This is a genomic window from Micromonospora sp. WMMD735 (assembly GCF_049178995.1).
In the GTDB taxonomy this organism is placed as follows: Bacteria; Actinomycetota; Actinomycetes; order Mycobacteriales; family Micromonosporaceae; genus Micromonospora; species Micromonospora wenchangensis.
Genome location: NZ_JBMHMJ010000002.1, coordinates 4,466,857 through 4,483,513 on the forward strand (window position 1 = coordinate 4,466,857; position 16,657 = coordinate 4,483,513).

At 74.6% G+C, this 16,657-nt stretch carries 15 protein-coding genes; 10 read left to right on the top strand and 5 right to left on the bottom strand.

Annotated elements, in window-relative coordinates; translation table 11 throughout:
* Positions 1–180: 180 nt before the first annotated feature.
* From ACN268_RS19190 to ACN268_RS19220, 7 genes are all read left to right on the top strand, one after another.
* Positions 181–1,362, top strand: a complete 1,182-nt coding sequence (locus tag ACN268_RS19190; protein ID WP_421484388.1) for a hypothetical protein — start codon at positions 181–183, stop codon at positions 1,360–1,362.
* Positions 1,349–4,201 (top strand): nitrate- and nitrite sensing domain-containing protein, encoded by a 2,853-nt coding sequence (locus ACN268_RS19195; protein WP_421484389.1) that lies wholly within the window; start codon positions 1,349–1,351, stop codon positions 4,199–4,201. The genes ACN268_RS19190 and ACN268_RS19195 overlap by 14 nt, the downstream gene beginning before the upstream one ends.
* Complete coding sequence (locus tag ACN268_RS19200) at positions 4,198–4,668, top strand: roadblock/LC7 domain-containing protein (protein ID WP_067305308.1); 471 nt, start codon at positions 4,198–4,200, stop codon at positions 4,666–4,668. The genes ACN268_RS19195 and ACN268_RS19200 overlap by 4 nt, the downstream gene beginning before the upstream one ends.
* On the top strand, positions 4,665–5,138 hold the full coding sequence (locus tag ACN268_RS19205; protein ID WP_421484390.1) for a DUF742 domain-containing protein: 474 nt from the start codon (positions 4,665–4,667) through the stop codon (positions 5,136–5,138). The genes ACN268_RS19200 and ACN268_RS19205 overlap by 4 nt, the downstream gene beginning before the upstream one ends.
* Positions 5,116–5,871, top strand: a complete 756-nt coding sequence (locus ACN268_RS19210; protein WP_421484391.1) for an ATP/GTP-binding protein — start codon at positions 5,116–5,118, stop codon at positions 5,869–5,871. Before ACN268_RS19205 ends, ACN268_RS19210 begins: the two co-directional genes overlap by 23 nt.
* A 42-nt stretch (positions 5,872–5,913) precedes the next feature.
* Positions 5,914–6,585 carry a hypothetical protein gene (locus ACN268_RS19215; RefSeq protein ID WP_421484392.1) on the top strand — a complete coding sequence of 224 codons (672 nt, stop codon included), beginning with the start codon at positions 5,914–5,916 and terminating at the stop codon, positions 6,583–6,585.
* A 112-nt stretch (positions 6,586–6,697) separates the two neighbouring features.
* The gene (locus ACN268_RS19220; protein WP_421484393.1) at positions 6,698–9,004 is read left to right on the top strand and encodes an AAA family ATPase; all 2,307 of its coding nucleotides are present in this window, start codon (positions 6,698–6,700) and stop codon (positions 9,002–9,004) included.
* A 269-nt stretch (positions 9,005–9,273) separates the two neighbouring features.
* Here ACN268_RS19220 and ACN268_RS19225 read toward each other — a convergent pair whose 3' ends face one another.
* From ACN268_RS19225 to ACN268_RS19245, 5 genes are all read right to left on the bottom strand, one after another.
* Positions 9,274–9,786, bottom strand: a complete 513-nt coding sequence (locus tag ACN268_RS19225; RefSeq protein ID WP_421484394.1) for a GNAT family N-acetyltransferase — start codon at positions 9,784–9,786, stop codon at positions 9,274–9,276.
* 133 nt (positions 9,787–9,919) lie between these two features.
* Entirely contained in the window at positions 9,920–10,357 is a 438-nt protein-coding gene (locus ACN268_RS19230; RefSeq protein ID WP_421486937.1) for a DUF3263 domain-containing protein, read from the bottom strand.
* A 189-nt stretch (positions 10,358–10,546) separates the two neighbouring features.
* Entirely contained in the window at positions 10,547–11,560 is a 1,014-nt protein-coding gene (locus ACN268_RS19235; RefSeq protein ID WP_421484395.1) for an ABC transporter permease, read from the bottom strand.
* Positions 11,557–12,567 (bottom strand): ABC transporter ATP-binding protein, encoded by a 1,011-nt coding sequence (locus ACN268_RS19240; protein ID WP_421484396.1) that lies wholly within the window; start codon positions 12,565–12,567, stop codon positions 11,557–11,559. Before ACN268_RS19240 ends, ACN268_RS19235 begins: the two co-directional genes overlap by 4 nt.
* Positions 12,568–12,685: 118 nt before the next feature.
* Complete coding sequence (locus tag ACN268_RS19245; RefSeq protein ID WP_421484397.1) at positions 12,686–13,471, bottom strand: DeoR/GlpR family DNA-binding transcription regulator; 786 nt, start codon at positions 13,469–13,471, stop codon at positions 12,686–12,688.
* A 196-nt stretch (positions 13,472–13,667) separates the two neighbouring features.
* Here ACN268_RS19245 and ACN268_RS19250 point away from each other — a divergent pair, with 196 nt between their 5' ends.
* Genes ACN268_RS19250 through nagA form a run of 3 tightly spaced genes read left to right on the top strand, consistent with a single transcriptional unit; the run spans position 13,668 to position 16,638 of the window.
* Positions 13,668–14,597 carry an SIS domain-containing protein gene (locus ACN268_RS19250; RefSeq protein ID WP_421484398.1) on the top strand — a complete coding sequence of 310 codons (930 nt, stop codon included), beginning with the start codon at positions 13,668–13,670 and terminating at the stop codon, positions 14,595–14,597.
* Positions 14,594–15,532 (top strand): ROK family protein, encoded by a 939-nt coding sequence (locus ACN268_RS19255; protein WP_421484399.1) that lies wholly within the window; start codon positions 14,594–14,596, stop codon positions 15,530–15,532. The genes ACN268_RS19250 and ACN268_RS19255 overlap by 4 nt, the downstream gene beginning before the upstream one ends.
* The gene (gene nagA / locus ACN268_RS19260) at positions 15,529–16,638 is read left to right on the top strand and encodes an N-acetylglucosamine-6-phosphate deacetylase (RefSeq protein ID WP_421484400.1); all 1,110 of its coding nucleotides are present in this window, start codon (positions 15,529–15,531) and stop codon (positions 16,636–16,638) included. Before ACN268_RS19255 ends, nagA begins: the two co-directional genes overlap by 4 nt.
* The last annotated feature ends 19 nt before the right edge of the window (positions 16,639–16,657 follow it).

The window sequence follows — 16,657 nt, forward strand, 5'->3', positions numbered from 1 at the left end:
CAACAGTACGCAGCGTCACGAGCGGGTCAATCTTGCGTCACATCACTCGAAGTGACGCAAAACTGACCCGCGTAGACCTCCGGCCAGGGATCGCCCGTCGATTAGGTTCTCGGTCCGACGCACGGGACCGAATTGTCACGCCATCCCCGACCCCCTGCGCCGCCGCCGGAGGAGACAACCATGACCGTTCCCGCCTCGCGGGTCCGTCGACGGCCCAGGACACCGGGCCGCCTGTTGCCGCTGCTACTCGCCACCGCGCTGCTGCTGCCGGTGGCGTTCCTCGTCGTACAGGGCCACCGGCTCGTGGACGCCGACCGCGAGCTGGCCGAACGGGAACGGCTCGGCGTCGAGTACCTGCGCGCCCTCGGCCCGGTCACCACCGCACTGGTCGACGCGCAGACCGCCGCCGTCGCCGGCCGGCCGGTGCCCCGCGACGCCCTGGACCGGGCGGTGGAGGAGGCCGCGGCGGTCGACACCCGGGTCGGCGGCGAACTGCGCAGCACCGAACGGTGGGCCGGCCTGCGCGCGAAACTGGAGGGCCTGCCCAGCCGGTCGCTCACCGACCCGGAAACCGCCTTCACCGCGTACGGCGAGGTCACCGACCTGCTACTCGCCCTGCACGGCAAGATCCGCGAAACCTCCGGCCTGATCCGCGACCCCGGCTCCGACTCGTACTTCCTGCAGGACGGCGTCGGCGAGGAGATGCCGGAGGCGACGGTCGCCGCCGGACGCCTCGTCGACCTGGCCGTGCTGGCGCAGCGACGCCCCGCCGCCGACCAGGCCCGCACCGTGGGTGAACTGGCCACCCTCCGGTTCGCCGCCCTGCAACCCGCCGGTGACCTGGTCAACGACCTCCAGACGGTGGTCGACACCTCGGAGAGCGCCGACATCGGTGCCGGGGTGCTCACCCCGTTCGACACCTACCAGCGGGCCATCGAGGCACTGGGGGCGCTGTCCCAGCCCCGGGGCCGGACCCAGGAGCTGGACGTGGCGAAACTCGCCGCCGCCCGCAACCAGGCGCAGACCGCCAGCCGGGAACTGCAGCCGGTCCTCCTCGACGAACTCGACCGGCTGCTGCGGCAGCGCATCGACCAGCTCGACCGCGACGCGCTGCTGATCCTCGCCGCCGGTGGCGTGGCCGGGCTGCTGCTGGTGGCGCTCGGCGCGAGCGGTTGGCTGACCCGCCGCGGTGAGCGCCCGACAGGCCGGGACACCCCGGCGGTCGAGCCGGCCGACGCGAGCGGACCCGCCCCGTGGGAGCCGCCGACGCCGCCCGGCCGCCTGCCCACCGGGCCGGTGCTCCAGCCGGCCGGCCGGGGCACCGAACCCGACCGGTGGAGGCCCTTCGATGCTGCTCGGTAGGCTGCGAATCCGGGGCAAGCTGGCCCTGCTGGTGGTGGTCCCGTTGCTCTGCATGGCCGGGCTCACGGTGCCGGTGGTCTGGGAGCGGGCCTCCGCGGCCCAGCGGGCCGGCGACATCGCCGACCGGGTCCGGATCGCCAGCCGGGTCGGCACGATCCTGCAACACCTCCAGCAGGAACGACTGCTCGCCGTCGGCCTGCTGCTCGGGCAGGTGCAACGCACCGACCTCGTGCAGAAGATCGCCGAGGTCGACGACCGGGTCGCCGACCTGCGCTCCGACCTCGGCGACGACCTGCCCGGCGAGGTCGACACCGCCCTCGACGGGGTACGCCAGCTCGCCGCCCTGCGGACGGCGGCGGTCGCCGGACAGACCGGCCCCGACCAGCTCATGGCCGGATACGGGCCGGTGAACACCGCCCTGATCGACTCGCTGCGGCTACGGCTCAACGCGGACACCCGTACCCCGGCCGGACGACAGGTGCTGGCCCTGGACGGCCTGCTGCGCACCGGTGAGAGCCTCAGCGCCGGGGCCACCCTGATCGTGCTGGTCGCCGCCCGGCCCAACGCCCAGACCGTCACCGCCTACGTGGCGAACTTCGCCGTCCTCGCCGACGAGAGCGCCCGGCTCCAAGCCCTGGTCACCCCCGAGCAGCTCGACCTGCTCACCCTGGAGGAGGTCGCGGTCGCCAACCGCACCGGGCCGAACTTCATCGACCAGAGCGCCGTCGACCCGGCCACCGCCATCGGCGCGCTGGACGTGGCGACCCTCTTCCCCACCGTCGGCTCGATGATCACGCTCGGCCAGTTCGTCGAGAAGAAGCTGGCCGCCGACGTCACCGCCGAGGTACGCGCCGACCGGCAGGTCGCGCTCGCCGGGGCGTACTGGGTGACCCTGCTGATCGTCCTGATCCTGATCGCGGTCATCCTGCTCACCGTGGCGGTCGGCCGGGCGGTGGCCCGACCGCTCACCCGGCTCACCCGCTCCGCCGACCGGGTCGCCCGGGTCGCCGAGTCCGAACTGGTCCGGGTCGCCGACGACGAGTCCGAAACCACCCCACCAGTACGTCTCGACCCGGTCGACGTGGGTGCCCGGGACGAGATCGGCGACCTGGCGCGCGCCTTCGAACGGGTGCAGAACACCGCCGCCCGGCTGGTGGAACGGCAGGTGGCGAGCCGACGCAACGTGGCCCAGATGTTCGGCCACGTCGGGCGGCGTACCCAGAACCTGGTCGGCCGGCAGATCGCCCTGATCGACCGGCTGGAGCAGCAGGAGACCGAGCCGGGGCGGCTGGAGCACCTGTACCGGCTCGACCACATCTCCAGCCGGTTGCGCCGCAACGCGGGCAGCCTGGTGGTGCTCTCCGGCGCGACCGGCGACGACGCGCACGTCGCACCGGTCCCGGTCGCCGACGTGGTCCGGTTGGCCCTCGGTGAGATCGAGGACTACACCCGGGTGGACGTACAGGTCCCGCCGGAGGTGGTCGCCGCACCGGCGATCGTCGGTGACCTGGTGCTGACGCTGGCCGAGCTGATGGAGAACGCCACCGTGTTCTCCCCGCCGCACACCCGGGTCGTGGTCACCGCCGAGACGACCGACGACGGTGCCCGGCTGGCCGTCATCGACCAGGGCATCGGGATGAGCGAGCAGCGGCTCGCCGAGGAGAACGCCCGGTTCACCCGCCGGGAGCGGCTGGACCTGGCCCCGTCCGAGGTGCTGGGACTGTTCGTGGTGGGTCGGCTCGCCCGCCGGCACGGCTGGACGGTGGAACTCGCCGCCACCCCGGGCGGCGGGGTGACCGCCAGCCTGGTGCTTCCCGGCTCCGCCCTGGCCCGCCCCGCGACCGGGCGTGGCGGGGAACCCGTCAGCCGGGTCGCGCTGCCGTCGCGGGACCGCCCCGTGACGACCCCGCCGGCCGGACTGCCGACGCGGGAACGACCCGGACCGACCGGCCCGGCCACCGGGCCCGGCACCGACGTCCCCCTGCGGACCGGCCGCACGCCGGTCGTGCTCGACGCCGGTCCGGCCCGGCCGACGGTCGACGCGGCGTCGGCCCGGCCGGTGGTCGACGCCACGGCGCTGCCCGGGTTCGACCCCACCCTGCTCAGCAAGGCGACCAGGAGCATGGCGGCCACCGGCCCCTGGGACGCGTTCGGCACCGCGCCGGCCGACCAGGAGCCGTCCCGTACCCCCGGCACCGACCCCGACGTGGCCCGTCCCGCCGGCGGCGACCCGGCCGGTGCCACGACGGTGCTGCCGGCCCGGGGCACCGCCACGGTGGCCCCGGTGGCCGACGCGCCGCACCCGGCGGTCCCGCAGGCCGTTCTGCTCCCCACCGTGGGGCAGACCACGACGCCCACGACGGGCCGACCGGCCCCGCTGCCGGGCATCCGGCAGCGGGTCCCCGGTGCGAGCCTGCCCCGCACCGCACCGGTCGTCGGGCCGGTGGACGGCAGCCGGGCCGACCCGGAGGCGGCGCGGGCCCTGGTCGAGCAGTTCCAGTCCGGGGTGCACCGGGCCGAACAGGCCGGGCCGGCCGCCGCGTCCGTCGCCGCCCGACCCGCTGCCACCCGACCCACTGCCGCCCAGCCCGCCGCCACCCCGTCGTCCGCCGCTCGACCCCCTGCGGCCCAGTCCTCCGCCGCACCGGCGGTGCCCCGGCTGACCCGGCGGGTCCCGGGCGCCAACCTGGCCGTCTCGCCGCCCCGGCAGGCACCGAGTGAGAATCCGGGAGATCCGGGCGAGGTCCGCGATCTCATCAACGCGTTCGAGACGGGCGTCGCCCGCGCTCTGCGCGAAGTCCGCACCGACCACCGCACTGAAGAAGGAACGACACGGTGACCAGCCCGCACGTACACGAGAACGTCGACTACCAGAACCACCCGGCCGGGGACCTCAGCCCGGAGGCGCGCACGTTCAACTGGCTGTTGGACTCGTTCACCTCCAGCACCGCCGGCGTACTGGAGGCCATCGCGGTCTCCTCCGACGGGCTGCTGATGGCCATGTCGTCGATCAAGGACCGGTCCAACGCGGAACGCCTCGCCGCCGTCGTCTCCGGCATGACCAGCCTGGCCGGGGGTGCCGCCAGTTGGTACGCCCTCGGCGGGCTCAACCGGGTGATCGTGGACATGGCCGACGGCTACCTGCTGATCACGGCGATCAGCAGCGGTTCCGTGCTGGGCGTGATCGCCGACCGGTCGGCCAACCTGGGCACCGTCGCGTACGAGATGACCCTCTTCGCCGGCCGGGCCGGCGGCGCGCTGACACCGAGACTCATCGCCGAGCTGAAGAACGCCGTTCAGCAATGACCCGGGACGCCGCTGGCGAGGAACCGGAACCCGAACCGATGGTCCGGGTCCGCCCCTACCTGCGGACCCCGGTGGGCGATACGACACCGACGCCCACGCCCGTCCCCGAGCCGGAGGCCGACCGCCCGGCCAGCCCCCGCCCGTTCGTGCTGACCGCCGGGCGGGTGGCCGGCGCCGACCCGGCGATCGGCCTGGAGACCCAGGTCACCGCCCGGGCCGGGCCGGGCCGGGCCGCCGCCGTGGCGGCCCTGCTGGCCCCCGAGTTGCAGGCGATCGTCGCCCTGTGTGGTGAGCCGATCTCGGTGGCGGAGATCTCCGCCCGGATGCGGCTGCAGCTCGGCGTGACCCGGGTGCTGGTCGGTGACCTGCGGGCCGCCGGCCATCTCGACGTGCACGTCGGCGCCGTCGACGACGCATTTGACCCCGACCTCATCCTGCGAGTGATTGATGGACTCCGTGCGATCTCCTGAATGGCCGGTCGCCCCGCTCGGCGGGCTCGCCGCGAACAGTGCCTCCGCCCGCTACGGACAGCCCGTGGGCGGCCCGCCGACGGCACCGCAGCACCCGGCCGCGCCACTGCCGTACCGACCACCGGCGGCATCGGCGACACCGACGACGGACACCCGCAGCGGCCCGCCGGCCGCTCCGCCGATCCCGGTCAAGCTGCTCATCGCCGGAGGTTTCGGGGTGGGCAAGACGACCACGGTCGGTGCCATCTCCGAGATCGCCCCGCTGACCACCGAGGCCGAGATGACCAGCGCCGGGATCGGGGTGGACGACCCGGGGGCCCGCAGCGGGAAGACCACCACCACGGTGGCGATGGACTTCGGCTGCGTGACCATCGACCGGAGCCTGAAGCTCTACCTGTTCGGCACGCCCGGCCAGGACCGGTTCGGTTTCATGTGGGACGACCTGGCACGGGGCGCGCTCGGCGCGTTGGTGGTGGTGGACAGCTCCCGGCTGGACGACTGCTACCCGGCGGTCGACTTCTTCGAGCGGGCCGGCCTGCCCTTCGTGGTCGGGGTGAACACCTTCGACGGCCGGCTGACCCACGAGCTGGGGGCGATCCGGTGGGCGCTGGCGATCGGTGACCACGTGCCGCTGGTGCAGTTCGACGCCCGGGAACGGCTGTCGGTACGGGACGCCCTGCTGGTCGTCCTGGACCGGGCGCTGGACCGGGCGGTGCGGGAGAAGGGCGCCTGACCGAGCCGACGCCCGGTCGTTTCCATCGGAGAGGGGGACGTGATGAGGGGTGGTCTGGACGAGACACTCGCCCGGTTGGCCCGCCGTGAGGAGGCCCGTCGCCGCCGGTCGGTCGATCCGGAGAGCGACGACGGCGGACCGACCTTGGCCTTCGGGACCACCGGCCACCCGGCCACCGCCCCGGCCCACCCCGGGCCGGCAGCGACGCAACCGGCACGCCCGGGATCGGCCGCCACCGGGCCGGCACGCCCCGGGCCGGGACCCGGCACGCCGGCGGCCGGCGAACTGGCCCGGACCGGGCCCGGGTGGGCCGGGCCGGTCCCCGCCCCCGGCGGCGACCCGGTGGAGGAGGTGGCCGAGGCCGTCCGCCGGGTGGTGGCCGCCCACCCCGGCCTGACCGTGGTGCTGCGCGTCGAGTACGCCGGACGTACGTTCCCGCTGCGGATCGAGCAGGCGCAGCCCGCGGCCCGCAACGAGCGGCCGGGCGTCGGGACACGCACCGAGCGACCGGAGAACGGGGCACGCAACGAGCGGTCCGACGGCGGGGCGCGGGCGGGTGGCGACCCGTCGGCCACCCCGCCGCCGGCCTGGCCGCTGGCCGACCGGACGCCACCGGCGTGGACCCCGGCCCGGGAGATGCCGGGTGTCGATCCGGCGGCCCGGCTCGCCGAGCTGATCCGGCGGGACCCGACGCTGCTCGACAACGACACCTGACGGTACGACCGGGCGCGGCACCCCGCGTCCGGGCCCGACCGGCCGGCTGGCCTGGGCGGTCGTACCGGATGACCGCCGGGCGTCGGCGGCGGCGGGCGGCTACTGTCGGGCGATGCCCGCACCGGATCTGACCCTGACCGCCAGCCTGCGCCCGGCCGCGCTGGATGCCCGACGTGGCATCGTCCGGCTGCACCCGGAGGTGCTCACCGCCCTGGCCCTGCGCCCGGGGGACCCGGTACGGCTGGCCGGCAGGCGGGTCACCGCCGGGATCGTCGCGCCCGCCGAGCCGACCGCCAGCGCCGCCCTGCTCTATGCCGACGACCTGACGCTGGGCAACCTCGGGCTGCGCGACGGCGGGCAGGTGACGGTCGGTCCCGCCCCGGTGACCCCGGCCCGCCGGGTGACCCTGGCCGGCCCGGTGTCGGTGCTCGCCGCGGTGTCCCCTGAGATGCTCCGGCTCGCCCTGCTCGGCAAGGTCGTCAGCGAGGGCGACAACGTCTCGCTGCTCCCCCAGGACGTGCTCCCCGACGCCTCGGTACGCGGTCTGGTCGAGGCCGCCCGCCGCAGCCTCGCCAACACCGTCGGGTACGCCTGGACGAGCACCCTGCTGACCGTGGTCGCCGCTGACCCGCAGACCGGTGGCCTGGTCACCATGGACACCGTGGTCGGTTGGGAACACGGTCAGGTCACCCACGGTTCGTCCGGCCCGGCCGGCCCCGGGCAGGGCTCGACCGGCCGTACCGGGACGGCTCCGGCCGGCAGCGCGACGGACCCGACCGGTCGGGCCGGTCCGACCGGGGAGGCCGGCGGGGTCGGCGGGACCGGGGAGGCCGGCGGGGTCGGGCACGACGACGACGTGCCGCACGTGGACGAGCTGCCCGGTCTGCGGGCGCAGGCCGAGGAGCTGACCGAACTGTTGGACCTCGGCTTCCACCACCGCGAGGTGCTGGGGCGGCTGGGTACCACGGTCTCGCTCGGTGTGCTGCTCAGCGGGCCGGCCGGCTCGGGCAAGTCGGCGCTGGTGCGGGCGGTGGCCAAGACGGTCGGTGCCCGGGTACGCCCGCTGTGGGCGCCGGAACTCGCCGCGTTGACCAACGACGCGGCGGCCCGACGGCTGCGCGACACCGTCGCCGAGCTGGCCTCGGGCGGGCCGGCCGTGCTGCTGGTCACCGACGTGGAGGCGTTGGCCCCGGCCGAGGACGCCGGGCCGCTGGCCACCGTGTTCCGGCAGGTGCTCGCCGGGGCCGTCCGGTCGGGTACGGCGGTGGTGTGCACCACCGCGCGGCCGGAGTCGGTCGATCCGGGGTTGCGTGCGCCGGATCTGCTGTCGCTGCGGATCTCGGTGCCGCTGCCCGATCCGGCGTTGCGTCGGGAACAGTTGACCGTGCTGACCCGGCAGGTGCCGCTGGCCGAGGACGTCCGGCTCGACGAGGTGGCGGGGCGCACCCCCGGGTTCGTCGCCGCCGACCTGGCTGCGCTGGTCCGGGAGGCCGGGGTGCGGGCGGCGCTGCGGCAGAAGACGGCGCAGACGCCGACGGTGGCGATGGCCGACTTCACCGCGGCGCTGGAGGTGGTCCGGCCGACCACCATGGCGGCGTCCACGCTGGAGCTGGCGACGGTCACCCTGGACGACGTCGGCGGCCTCGGCGAGGTGAAGCAGACCCTCACCGAGTCGGTGCTCTGGCCGCTGACCTACCCGGACACCTTCGCCCGGCTGGGGGTGCAGCCGCCCCGGGGGGTGCTGCTCTACGGGCCACCCGGGTGCGGCAAGACCTACCTGGTGACCGCCCTGGCCGGCACCGGACGGGCGAACGTGCTGTCGGTGAAGGGTGCCGAGCTGCTGTCCAAGTGGGTGGGTGAGAGCGAGCGGGCCGTGCGGGAGCTGTTCCGCCGGGCCCGCGAGGCCGCGCCGACGCTGGTCTTCCTCGACGAGATGGACGCGCTGGCCCCGGTACGCGGGCAGGCCACCGACGGCGGTACGACCGACCGGGTGGTGGCCGCCCTGCTGACCGAGCTGGACGGGGTGGAGGCGCTGCGCAACGTCGTGGTGATCGGGGCGACCAACCGGCCGGACCTGGTCGACCCGGCCCTGCTGCGTCCCGGCCGGCTGGAGCGGCTGGTGTACGTGCCGCCGCCGGACGGCCCGGCCCGCGCGGAGATCCTGCGGGCCGCGTCCCGCGCCGTGCCGCTCGCCGAGGACGTCGACCTGGCGGCGCTCGGTGCCGAGTTGACCGGCTTCTCGGCGGCGGACTGTGCGGCGCTGGTGCGGGAGGCGGCGCTGGCCGCGATGCGGGAGTCGCTGTCGGCCGCCACGGTCACCGCCGCACACGTCGCCACCGCCCGGGACCGGGTGCGCCCCTCCCTGGACCCCGGGCAGGTCGCCTGGCTGGCCGCCTACGCCGACAAGCACGCGGGCTGAGCCTGCTGGTGCAGCCGTGCCGGGCGGGCGGGTCCGGCCGTGCCGGGCGGGCGGCTCCGGCCGTGCCTGACGGGCGGCTCCGGCTGGGCGTGTCGTCGGGGAGGGTGGATGTGCCGGTGAGCGATATGCCTGAGCGGCATAAATATGACAGGTAGTCATATCACTCGCTGCGGGCATCTCGACCGTCGGCGACACGCCGATCCGCACGGCGGCAGGCGAGGGGGTCAGCCGTCGGCGACACGCCGCCCGCGCGGCGGCAGGTGAGGGGGTCAGCCGTCGGCGGGGGGCGTCGCGTCGAGCGAGATCTCCGCGTACACCTTGTGGTCGTCTTCGCGGAGCTTGGCGCCGCAGTTGCGCAGCACCGCGACGGCCCCCAGGTTGTCCGGGGTGGTGTCGGCGACGACGGAGTGCATGCCGGCCGCCGCCGCGGCGTTGAGCAGTTGCCGCAGGGCCGCCGCGCCGAGGCCCTGGCCCCGGGCCGACCGGCCGAGCCACATCCCGGTTTCCACCACTCCCGGGGCGTCGCAGCGGGTCATCCGGATCATGCCGACCACCTCGCCGCCGGCATACACGGCGAACATCACGGTGCGGGTCGGGCCGTCCAGCCCGGCGAAGCTTGCCCGGTGGAAGTCACGGAACGCCTCCCGGCGGGCGAGCGACCAGCCGGCGGGAGCGTCGACCGGGGGCATGACGTCAACCGGCTCCGCCTCGGCCGCCGCTACGGAGAGCAACGATTCCAGGTTCGCCTCGTCCACCGGCTCCAGCCGTACCGTACCTGCCACGTGCCGCAGTCTGCCGCCCGTACCGGCCGTCGTCCACCCCTTTGGCCGCTGACTGGCGGTCCGGTCGGAGGTCTCGGCCGGTCGTCCCACCTGAGCTGGGAACCTCACGCTCCGCTGTCGGTGTGGGCAGGGCTCAGCGGCGGCGGTTGCGGGCGCGGGAGGCGCGCAGCCGGCGTAGCCGGCCGATCAGCAGCGGCTCGGCGACCAGCGCGGCCGGGCGGTCCAGCAGGGCGTTGAGCACCTGGTAGTAGCGGGTCGCGGACAGCCCGAAAGTGTCCCGGATGGCCTGTTCCTTGGCCCCGGCGTGTCGCCACCACTGCTGTTCGAAGGCGAGGATCGACCGCTCCCGCTCGGTCAGCTCGTCGCCGCCGGCCGTCGCCCGCGCACCGGCCGACCCGGATCGGGGCGACGGCACGTCGGCGTCCGGGGTCGGTCGGGATGCGGGCACGTCGCCCTGCGGTGCCGGGCGGGGCGACGGCACCGGCGACGGCGCGGACCGGGCGTCGGCGGGCGCTGCGGGCAGACCGGGCGGCAGGGCGTCGGCGGGCGGTGGGGGGTCGACGGGGGGCACGGGCGGCATGGCGTCGGTGGGCGGCGGCACGGCGCTCCTCGGCAGGGTGGACGACCGGGCGTACCGGCCGGGGAAACCCAGCTTAACCAGGGTGGGCGACGCTTCCGGACGACGGACGGGCCCGGCTCGACACGTGGTCGACCCGGGCCCGTCACGATCGGGTGCCGCCCGAACCGGGCGGCACCCGGATCAGGTGATGTCCCGCCGGCGCATCAGCCAGAACGCGGCGACCATCACCACGGCGGTGCCGATGCCGAACACCAGCGCCGAATCCTGCCAGGTCACCACCATCTCCTTGGGCGTGCACTCGCCCTGGACGAACTCGCAGGAGCGGTAGTCGACGAGCGCCCACTGCTTCTGGAACCAGGCCAGCGCATAGGTGGACAGCACCCACCGGTCACCGAACCGGACCCCGGCGATCGTCATGGCGATCCGGATGCCGATCTCGCTGATCACCCCCACCCCGACGGCCACGCCGAGCGCCATCGCGGTGTGCCGGCCCAGCGAAGCCAACCCGAAGGCCACCGCACCGGCGGCGAGAATGATCGCCAGCGCCCGCAGGCCGCTGATCCCGGCGGACTGCCACACCCCGGAGGTGACCTTCTCGGTGGTCCCCCGGAAGCTGGCGATCAGCCAGAAGGCCAGGGTCCACAGCGCACCGAGCACCACCGTCACCCCGGTCAGCGTGGTGAGCACGGCGGCCAGCTTGGTGCCGAGCACGGTGAGCCGTTTCGGCCGCCACAGCAGCAGGTTCATCATCCCGCCGGTGCTCCACTCGGCGCCCACGAAGGAGGCGCCGATCAGGAAGCCGAACAACGCCACCGCCCCGGCGAAGACGGCGATGAAGATCTCGAACTCGGCCCGGAAGTCGAACTGGTAGGGCAGGTTCCACTTCGGGTCGAACATCTCGGCGGTGGGCTTCCAGTCCCGGCCGCAGTTGGGGCCGTACCGCTCCTCGGTCTGCTCGCCGCGCGCCTTGGCCGCGTCGCACTCGGCGATCGACCGCTCCCACTCCCGGACGGCGTCCCGGAAGTTCGCGTCCGACTCCGCCTGCGCCTGGGCGATCACGGCCGGCGAGAGTTTGTGGCTGGAGAAGGTGAAGGCGGTGACGATGCCGGCCAGGCCGAGGACGAGCAGGACCAGCATGACCCGGGTGAGCCGGCGCTTGGCCAGCCGACGCAGTTCGGTGACGTACAGGCTCATGCGCCCCACCCTCCCGTGGTGCCGGCGGTGTGGCCGGGCTCGCCGATCGTGGCGGACTGGTCGACCTGGCGGTGCTGACCGGGGACCGGAGCGGTGGCGGTGATCTCCAGGAAGACGCTCTCCAGGTCCACCGAGACCGGGGCCAGTTCGCTGACGTACAGGTGTTGTTCGGCGAGCAGCCGGCTGACCGTGGCCGGCTTGTCCACGCCGGCCAGCATCAGGTGGTCCGGGTGGCGGGTGACCGCGACGCCGGCCCGGCCGAGCAGTTCGGCGGCGGCGGCGAGGTCCTCGGCGGCGTCCAGCCGCACCCGTACGCCGCCGTGCGAGTGCTGGGCCAGCACCTGCTCCACCGGACCGGCGGCGACCCGGCGACCCAGCGAGATGATGGTGACCTCGTCGCAGATGAGCTGGATCTCGCCGAGGATGTGGCTGGAGAGCACCACGGTCATCCCGGATTCGGCGAGGGTGCGCATCAGGGTGCGCATCTCCCGGATGCCGCCCGGGTCGAGGCCGTTGGCCGGCTCGTCGAGGATCAGCAGTTTAGGGTTCTTGAGCAGGGCGGAGGCGACGGCGAGCCGCTGCTTCATGCCGAGCGAGTACGTCTTGACCCGCTCGCCGGCGCGGTCGCGCAGTCCGACCAGTTCGAGCACCTCGTCGACCCGGACGGCGGGGACGTCGCCGGCCCCGGCCAGCAGGGACAGGGTGTCCCGGGCGGAGAAGTGCGGGAAGAACTGCGGGCTCTCCACGATCGCGCCGACCTGACCGGCGACGGTGGGCAGGGCGCCTGGGACCTCGTGGCCGAGGATGGCCATCCGCCCGCCGTCGGGCTGGATCAGCCCGAGCAGGGTACGCAGGGTGGTGGTCTTGCCCGACCCGTTGGGGCCGAGGAAGCCGTGCACCTGACCGGCCTCCACCCGCATGTCGAAGCCGTCCAGCGCGTTGCGGACCCCGCGCCGACGACTCTTGTACGTCTTACGTAGACCTTCGATCTCCAGGACAGCCGACAAGCTGCGCCTCCCCCGATGGTGGCTGATGACAGCGGTCACCATACTCGGTATACCCGCCAGGGCAATACCCGGTATGCATCAGCGCCCGATTACTACCGACGGTGTACCAACGGGTCACTCAGGCGCAGATGACGGCCACTCCGGCGGCACGGAACGCATCGACGAGCTCCGGGGCCGCCCCGGAGTCGGTCACCAGGGTCTCCACCCGCTCCACGGGGCAGATCCGGGCGAACGCGTGACCGCCCAGCTTGGACGAGTCCGCGATGATCACCACCCGCTTGGCCCGCGCCACCATCAGGTTGTTCATCGCCGCCTCACCCTCGTGGTGGGCGGCGGCACCCAACTGGGGATCGAGCGCGTCCACGCCCAACAGGGCGACGTCGAGGGTCACCTCACGCAGCAGCGCCCCACCCAACGGCCCGACCAGCTCGAACGACTTCGGCCGCACCACACCCCCGGCCACCACCACCTTCATCCGGGAGCGCACCAGCAGCTCGTTGGCGATGTTCAGGGCGTTGGTGACCACGGTGAGCTGGGCACCCTCGGCGCTGGTGTTCAGATCCGGCCGGACGGCCAGGGCGCGGGCCACCTCGGTGCTGGTGGTGCCGCCGTTGAGGCCGACCACGGTGCCGGGCGCGACGAGCGCGGCGGCGGCGGCCCCGATCCGCTGCTTCTCGGCCGAGTGCTTGGCCGTCTTGTAGCGCAGCGGCAGGTCGTACGAGACGCCGTTGGCGACCGCGCCGCCCCGGGTCCGGGTGATCATCTGCTGCTGGGCGAGCTGGTCGAAGTCGCGCCGGATGGTCGCCTGGGAGACGTCCAGCCGCTCGGCGGCCTCCTCGACGCTGACCCGACCACTGTCGGTGAGCATTTCGAGCAGAGCGTTCCACCTGGCGTACCGGTCCACGGGGGGCCTCCGACTCTGCACGAAGGGTGATCGAATGCGTGCACAGTAGTGCGCGAAACTCCCGGTGCGCAAAACCCCCGACTGCGCGATCCGGGGGCAGGTTGCCACGCGCACCTCGTTTCGCGCAGAATAGCGCGCGAAAGACGGTGGTAATGAGCCGTATTGCGCACCTCCCTCCCCTGTGCGAGGAGTTCCCATGGCGTACGTCGACGCGGAGATCGCCAGCCAGCCCGACTGCTGGCGGGAGGCGGCCCGACTCGTCGGCACCGTCGCCGACGCCCTTCCCCGCCCCGGCGAGCGGGTCGCCGTCGTCGGCTGCGGCACGTCGTGGTTCATGGCCATGGCGTACGCCGGGCTACGCGAACGGGCCGGCCACGGCGAGACCGACGCCTTCCAGGCCAGCGAGTTCCCCCCCGAGCGCCGCTACGACCGGCTGATCGCCGTCACCCGCTCCGGCACCACCACCGAGGTGCTCGACCTGCTCGCCGCGCTGCGCGGCCGGACCCCCACCACCGTCCTGGTCGGCGACCCCGGTTCGCCCGCCGTCACGCTGGCCGACACGGCCGTGCCGATGCCCTTCGCCGACGAGCGCTCGGTGGTGCAGACCCGGTTCGCCACCACCGCCCTGGCGCTGCTGCGCGCCCACCTCGGCGACAACGTCGAGGCACTGGCCGCCGACGCCGAGGTCGCCGTCCGCGCCCCGCTGCCGCTCGACCCGGCCCGCATCGACCAGGCCACCTTCCTCGGTCGCGGCTGGACGGTCGGGCTGGCCCAGGAGGCCGCGCTGAAGTGCCGCGAGGCGGCCACCTTCTGGGCCGAGGCGTACCCGGCGATGGACTACCGGCACGGCCCCATCTCGATCGCCGGCCCCGGCCGGCTGGTCTGGGCGTTCGGGGAGCTGCCCGAGGGTCTGCCGGAGGACGTGGCGGCCACCGGGGCGGCGTTCGTGCACAGCCGGCACCACGGCTGCCACACCGTGCTCGGCAGCTGGGCGGCCGGCCGGACCCCGGTCGACCCGATGGCCGACCTGATCCTCGCCCAACGCTTCGCGGTGGCCCTGGCGACCAGCCGGGGGCTGGACCCGGACGCGCCCCGGCACCTGACCCGTTCCGTGGTGCTGGCATGACCGACGGGCCGCCGGGCGACGACCGGGTGGTCGTCGCGTTGGACGTCGGCGGCACCGGCATGAAGTGCGCCCTGGTCCGCCCGGACGGCAGTGTGCTGCACGCCGAACGGCATCCGACCGACGCCGGACGCGGCCCGGACGCCGTGGTGGCGACCGTCCTCGCCGTCGCCGAAGGGCTGGCCGACCGGGCCCGCGCCGCCGGGTCGACCCCGGTGGCCTGTGGCGTCGCCGTGCCCGGGGTGGTCGACGAGGCAGCCGGGGTGGCGGTCTGGTCGGCCAACGTCGGCTTCCGGGACGTACCGCTGCGCACGCTGGTGGGGGCGCGGCTCGGGCTGCCGGCGGCGCTCGGCCACGACGTGCGGGTGGGCGGGATCGCCGAGGCCCGGCTCGGTGCCGGTCGGGACGCCCGGCACGTGCTCTTCGTCGCGATCGGCACCGGCATCGCCGCCGCGCACGTGGTCGCCGGGTCGGCCGCCGTCGGCGCGCACGGTGCGGCCGGCGAGATCGGCCACATCCTGGTACGCCCCGACGGCCCGCGCTGCGGCTGCGGCCGGCCCGGCTGCCTGGAGGCCGTCTCGTCCGCCTCGGCCGTGGCCCGCCGCTACGCCGAACTGGCCGGGTCGACGGCGAGCGCGGCCGACGTGGCCGGGCGCGCGGCGGCCGGTGAGGAACTGGCCGGGCGGGTGTGGCGGGAGGCCGTCGAGGCGCTCGCCGACGGGCTCGCCACCGGGCAGGCCCTCTACGACGTCGACACCATGGTCATCGGCGGCGGCCTGGCCCGGGCCGGCGGGCAACTGCTCGACCCGCTCCGCGCGGCCCTGCGGGAACGGATGACCTTCCATCGGGAGCCGCGCCTGGTCGCGGCGGCCCTCGGCGACGAGGCCGGCTGCCTCGGTGCCGCCCTGCTCGCCCTCGACAGTCTGGAGAGACGATGACCCAGCGGGTGACCGGCAAGGTGGTGACCCCGACCGGCGTGATCCGGCAGGGGTGCGTGGAGCTGGACGGCGAGCGGATCACCGCCGTCGCCGAGTACCCGGCCAAGCGCGACGGGCACTGGATCGTGCCGGGGTTCGTGGACATGCACACCCACGGCGGGGGCGGGCACACCTTCACCACCGGTGACGCCGACGCCGCCCGCGCCGCCGTCGCGTTCCACCTGCGGCACGGCACCACCACCCTCCTGGCCAGCCTGGTCAGCTCCCCGTTCGAGCTGATGCGCACGGCGACCGCCGCGTTCGCGCCGCTGGTCGGCGAGGGGGTGCTGGCCGGCATCCACTTCGAGGGGCCCTACCTGTCGGCGGCCCGGTGCGGCGCGCAGAACCCGGAGTTCCTCCGCGACCCGTCCACCGACGAGCTGGGCCGGCTCGTCGCCGAGGGCGGCGGGGCGGTCCGCATGGTCACCCTGGCCCCCGAGCGCCCCGGCGCGTTGGACGCCATCAAGCTGCTCACCTCGCACGGGGTGGTCGCCGCCGTCGGCCACACCGACGCCACCTGGGAGCAGACCCGGGCCGCCGTCTCGGCCGGGGCGAGCGTCGGCACCCACCTGTTCAACGGGATGCGCCCGCTGCACCACCGCGAACCGGGCCCGGTGGTGGCCCTGCTGGAGGCCCCGAACGTGGTCTGCGAGCTGGTCGCCGACGGGGTGCACCTGCACGACGGGATGCTCACCTTCGCCGCCACCGTGGCCGGCCCGGAGCGGATCGCCCTGGTCACCGACGCGATGGCCGCCGCCGGGATGCCCGACGGGGAGTACGAGCTGGGCGGCCAGCCGGTCACCGTGGCCGACGGGGTGGCCCGGCTGGCCCGCGACGGTGCGATCGCCGGCAGCACCCTCACCATGGACGCGGCGCTGCGGCACGCCGTCACCGCCGGCATCCCGATCACCGACGCGGTACGCATGGTCGCCACCACCCCGGCCCGCGCCATCGGCCTCGGTGACCGGGTCGGCGCGCTCCAGACGGGCCGTCGCGCGGACCTGGTGGTGCTCGACGACGCGCTGACCGTCGTCCGGGTGATGCGCGCCGGCACCTGGCTCGACTGACCCCGCTCGCACGCGGGGA

Excerpts from the sequence above, each read along its gene's own strand:
- ACN268_RS19190 (WP_421484388.1), top strand. The coding sequence starts at position 181 with ATGACCGTTCCCGCCTCGCGGGTCCGTCGACGGCCCAGGACACCGGGC.
- ACN268_RS19195 (WP_421484389.1), top strand. The coding sequence starts at position 1,349 with ATGCTGCTCGGTAGGCTGCGAATCCGGGGCAAGCTGGCCCTGCTGGTG.
- ACN268_RS19205 (WP_421484390.1), top strand. The coding sequence starts at position 4,665 with ATGACCCGGGACGCCGCTGGCGAGGAACCGGAACCCGAACCGATGGTC.
- ACN268_RS19210 (WP_421484391.1), top strand. The coding sequence starts at position 5,116 with ATGGACTCCGTGCGATCTCCTGAATGGCCGGTCGCCCCGCTCGGCGGG.
- ACN268_RS19215 (WP_421484392.1), top strand. The coding sequence starts at position 5,914 with ATGAGGGGTGGTCTGGACGAGACACTCGCCCGGTTGGCCCGCCGTGAG.
- ACN268_RS19220 (WP_421484393.1), top strand. The coding sequence starts at position 6,698 with ATGCCCGCACCGGATCTGACCCTGACCGCCAGCCTGCGCCCGGCCGCG.
- ACN268_RS19235 (WP_421484395.1), bottom strand. The coding sequence starts at position 11,560 with ATGAGCCTGTACGTCACCGAACTGCGTCGGCTGGCCAAGCGCCGGCTC.
- ACN268_RS19250 (WP_421484398.1), top strand. The coding sequence starts at position 13,668 with ATGGCGTACGTCGACGCGGAGATCGCCAGCCAGCCCGACTGCTGGCGG.
- ACN268_RS19255 (WP_421484399.1), top strand. The coding sequence starts at position 14,594 with ATGACCGACGGGCCGCCGGGCGACGACCGGGTGGTCGTCGCGTTGGAC.
- nagA (WP_421484400.1), top strand. The coding sequence starts at position 15,529 with ATGACCCAGCGGGTGACCGGCAAGGTGGTGACCCCGACCGGCGTGATC.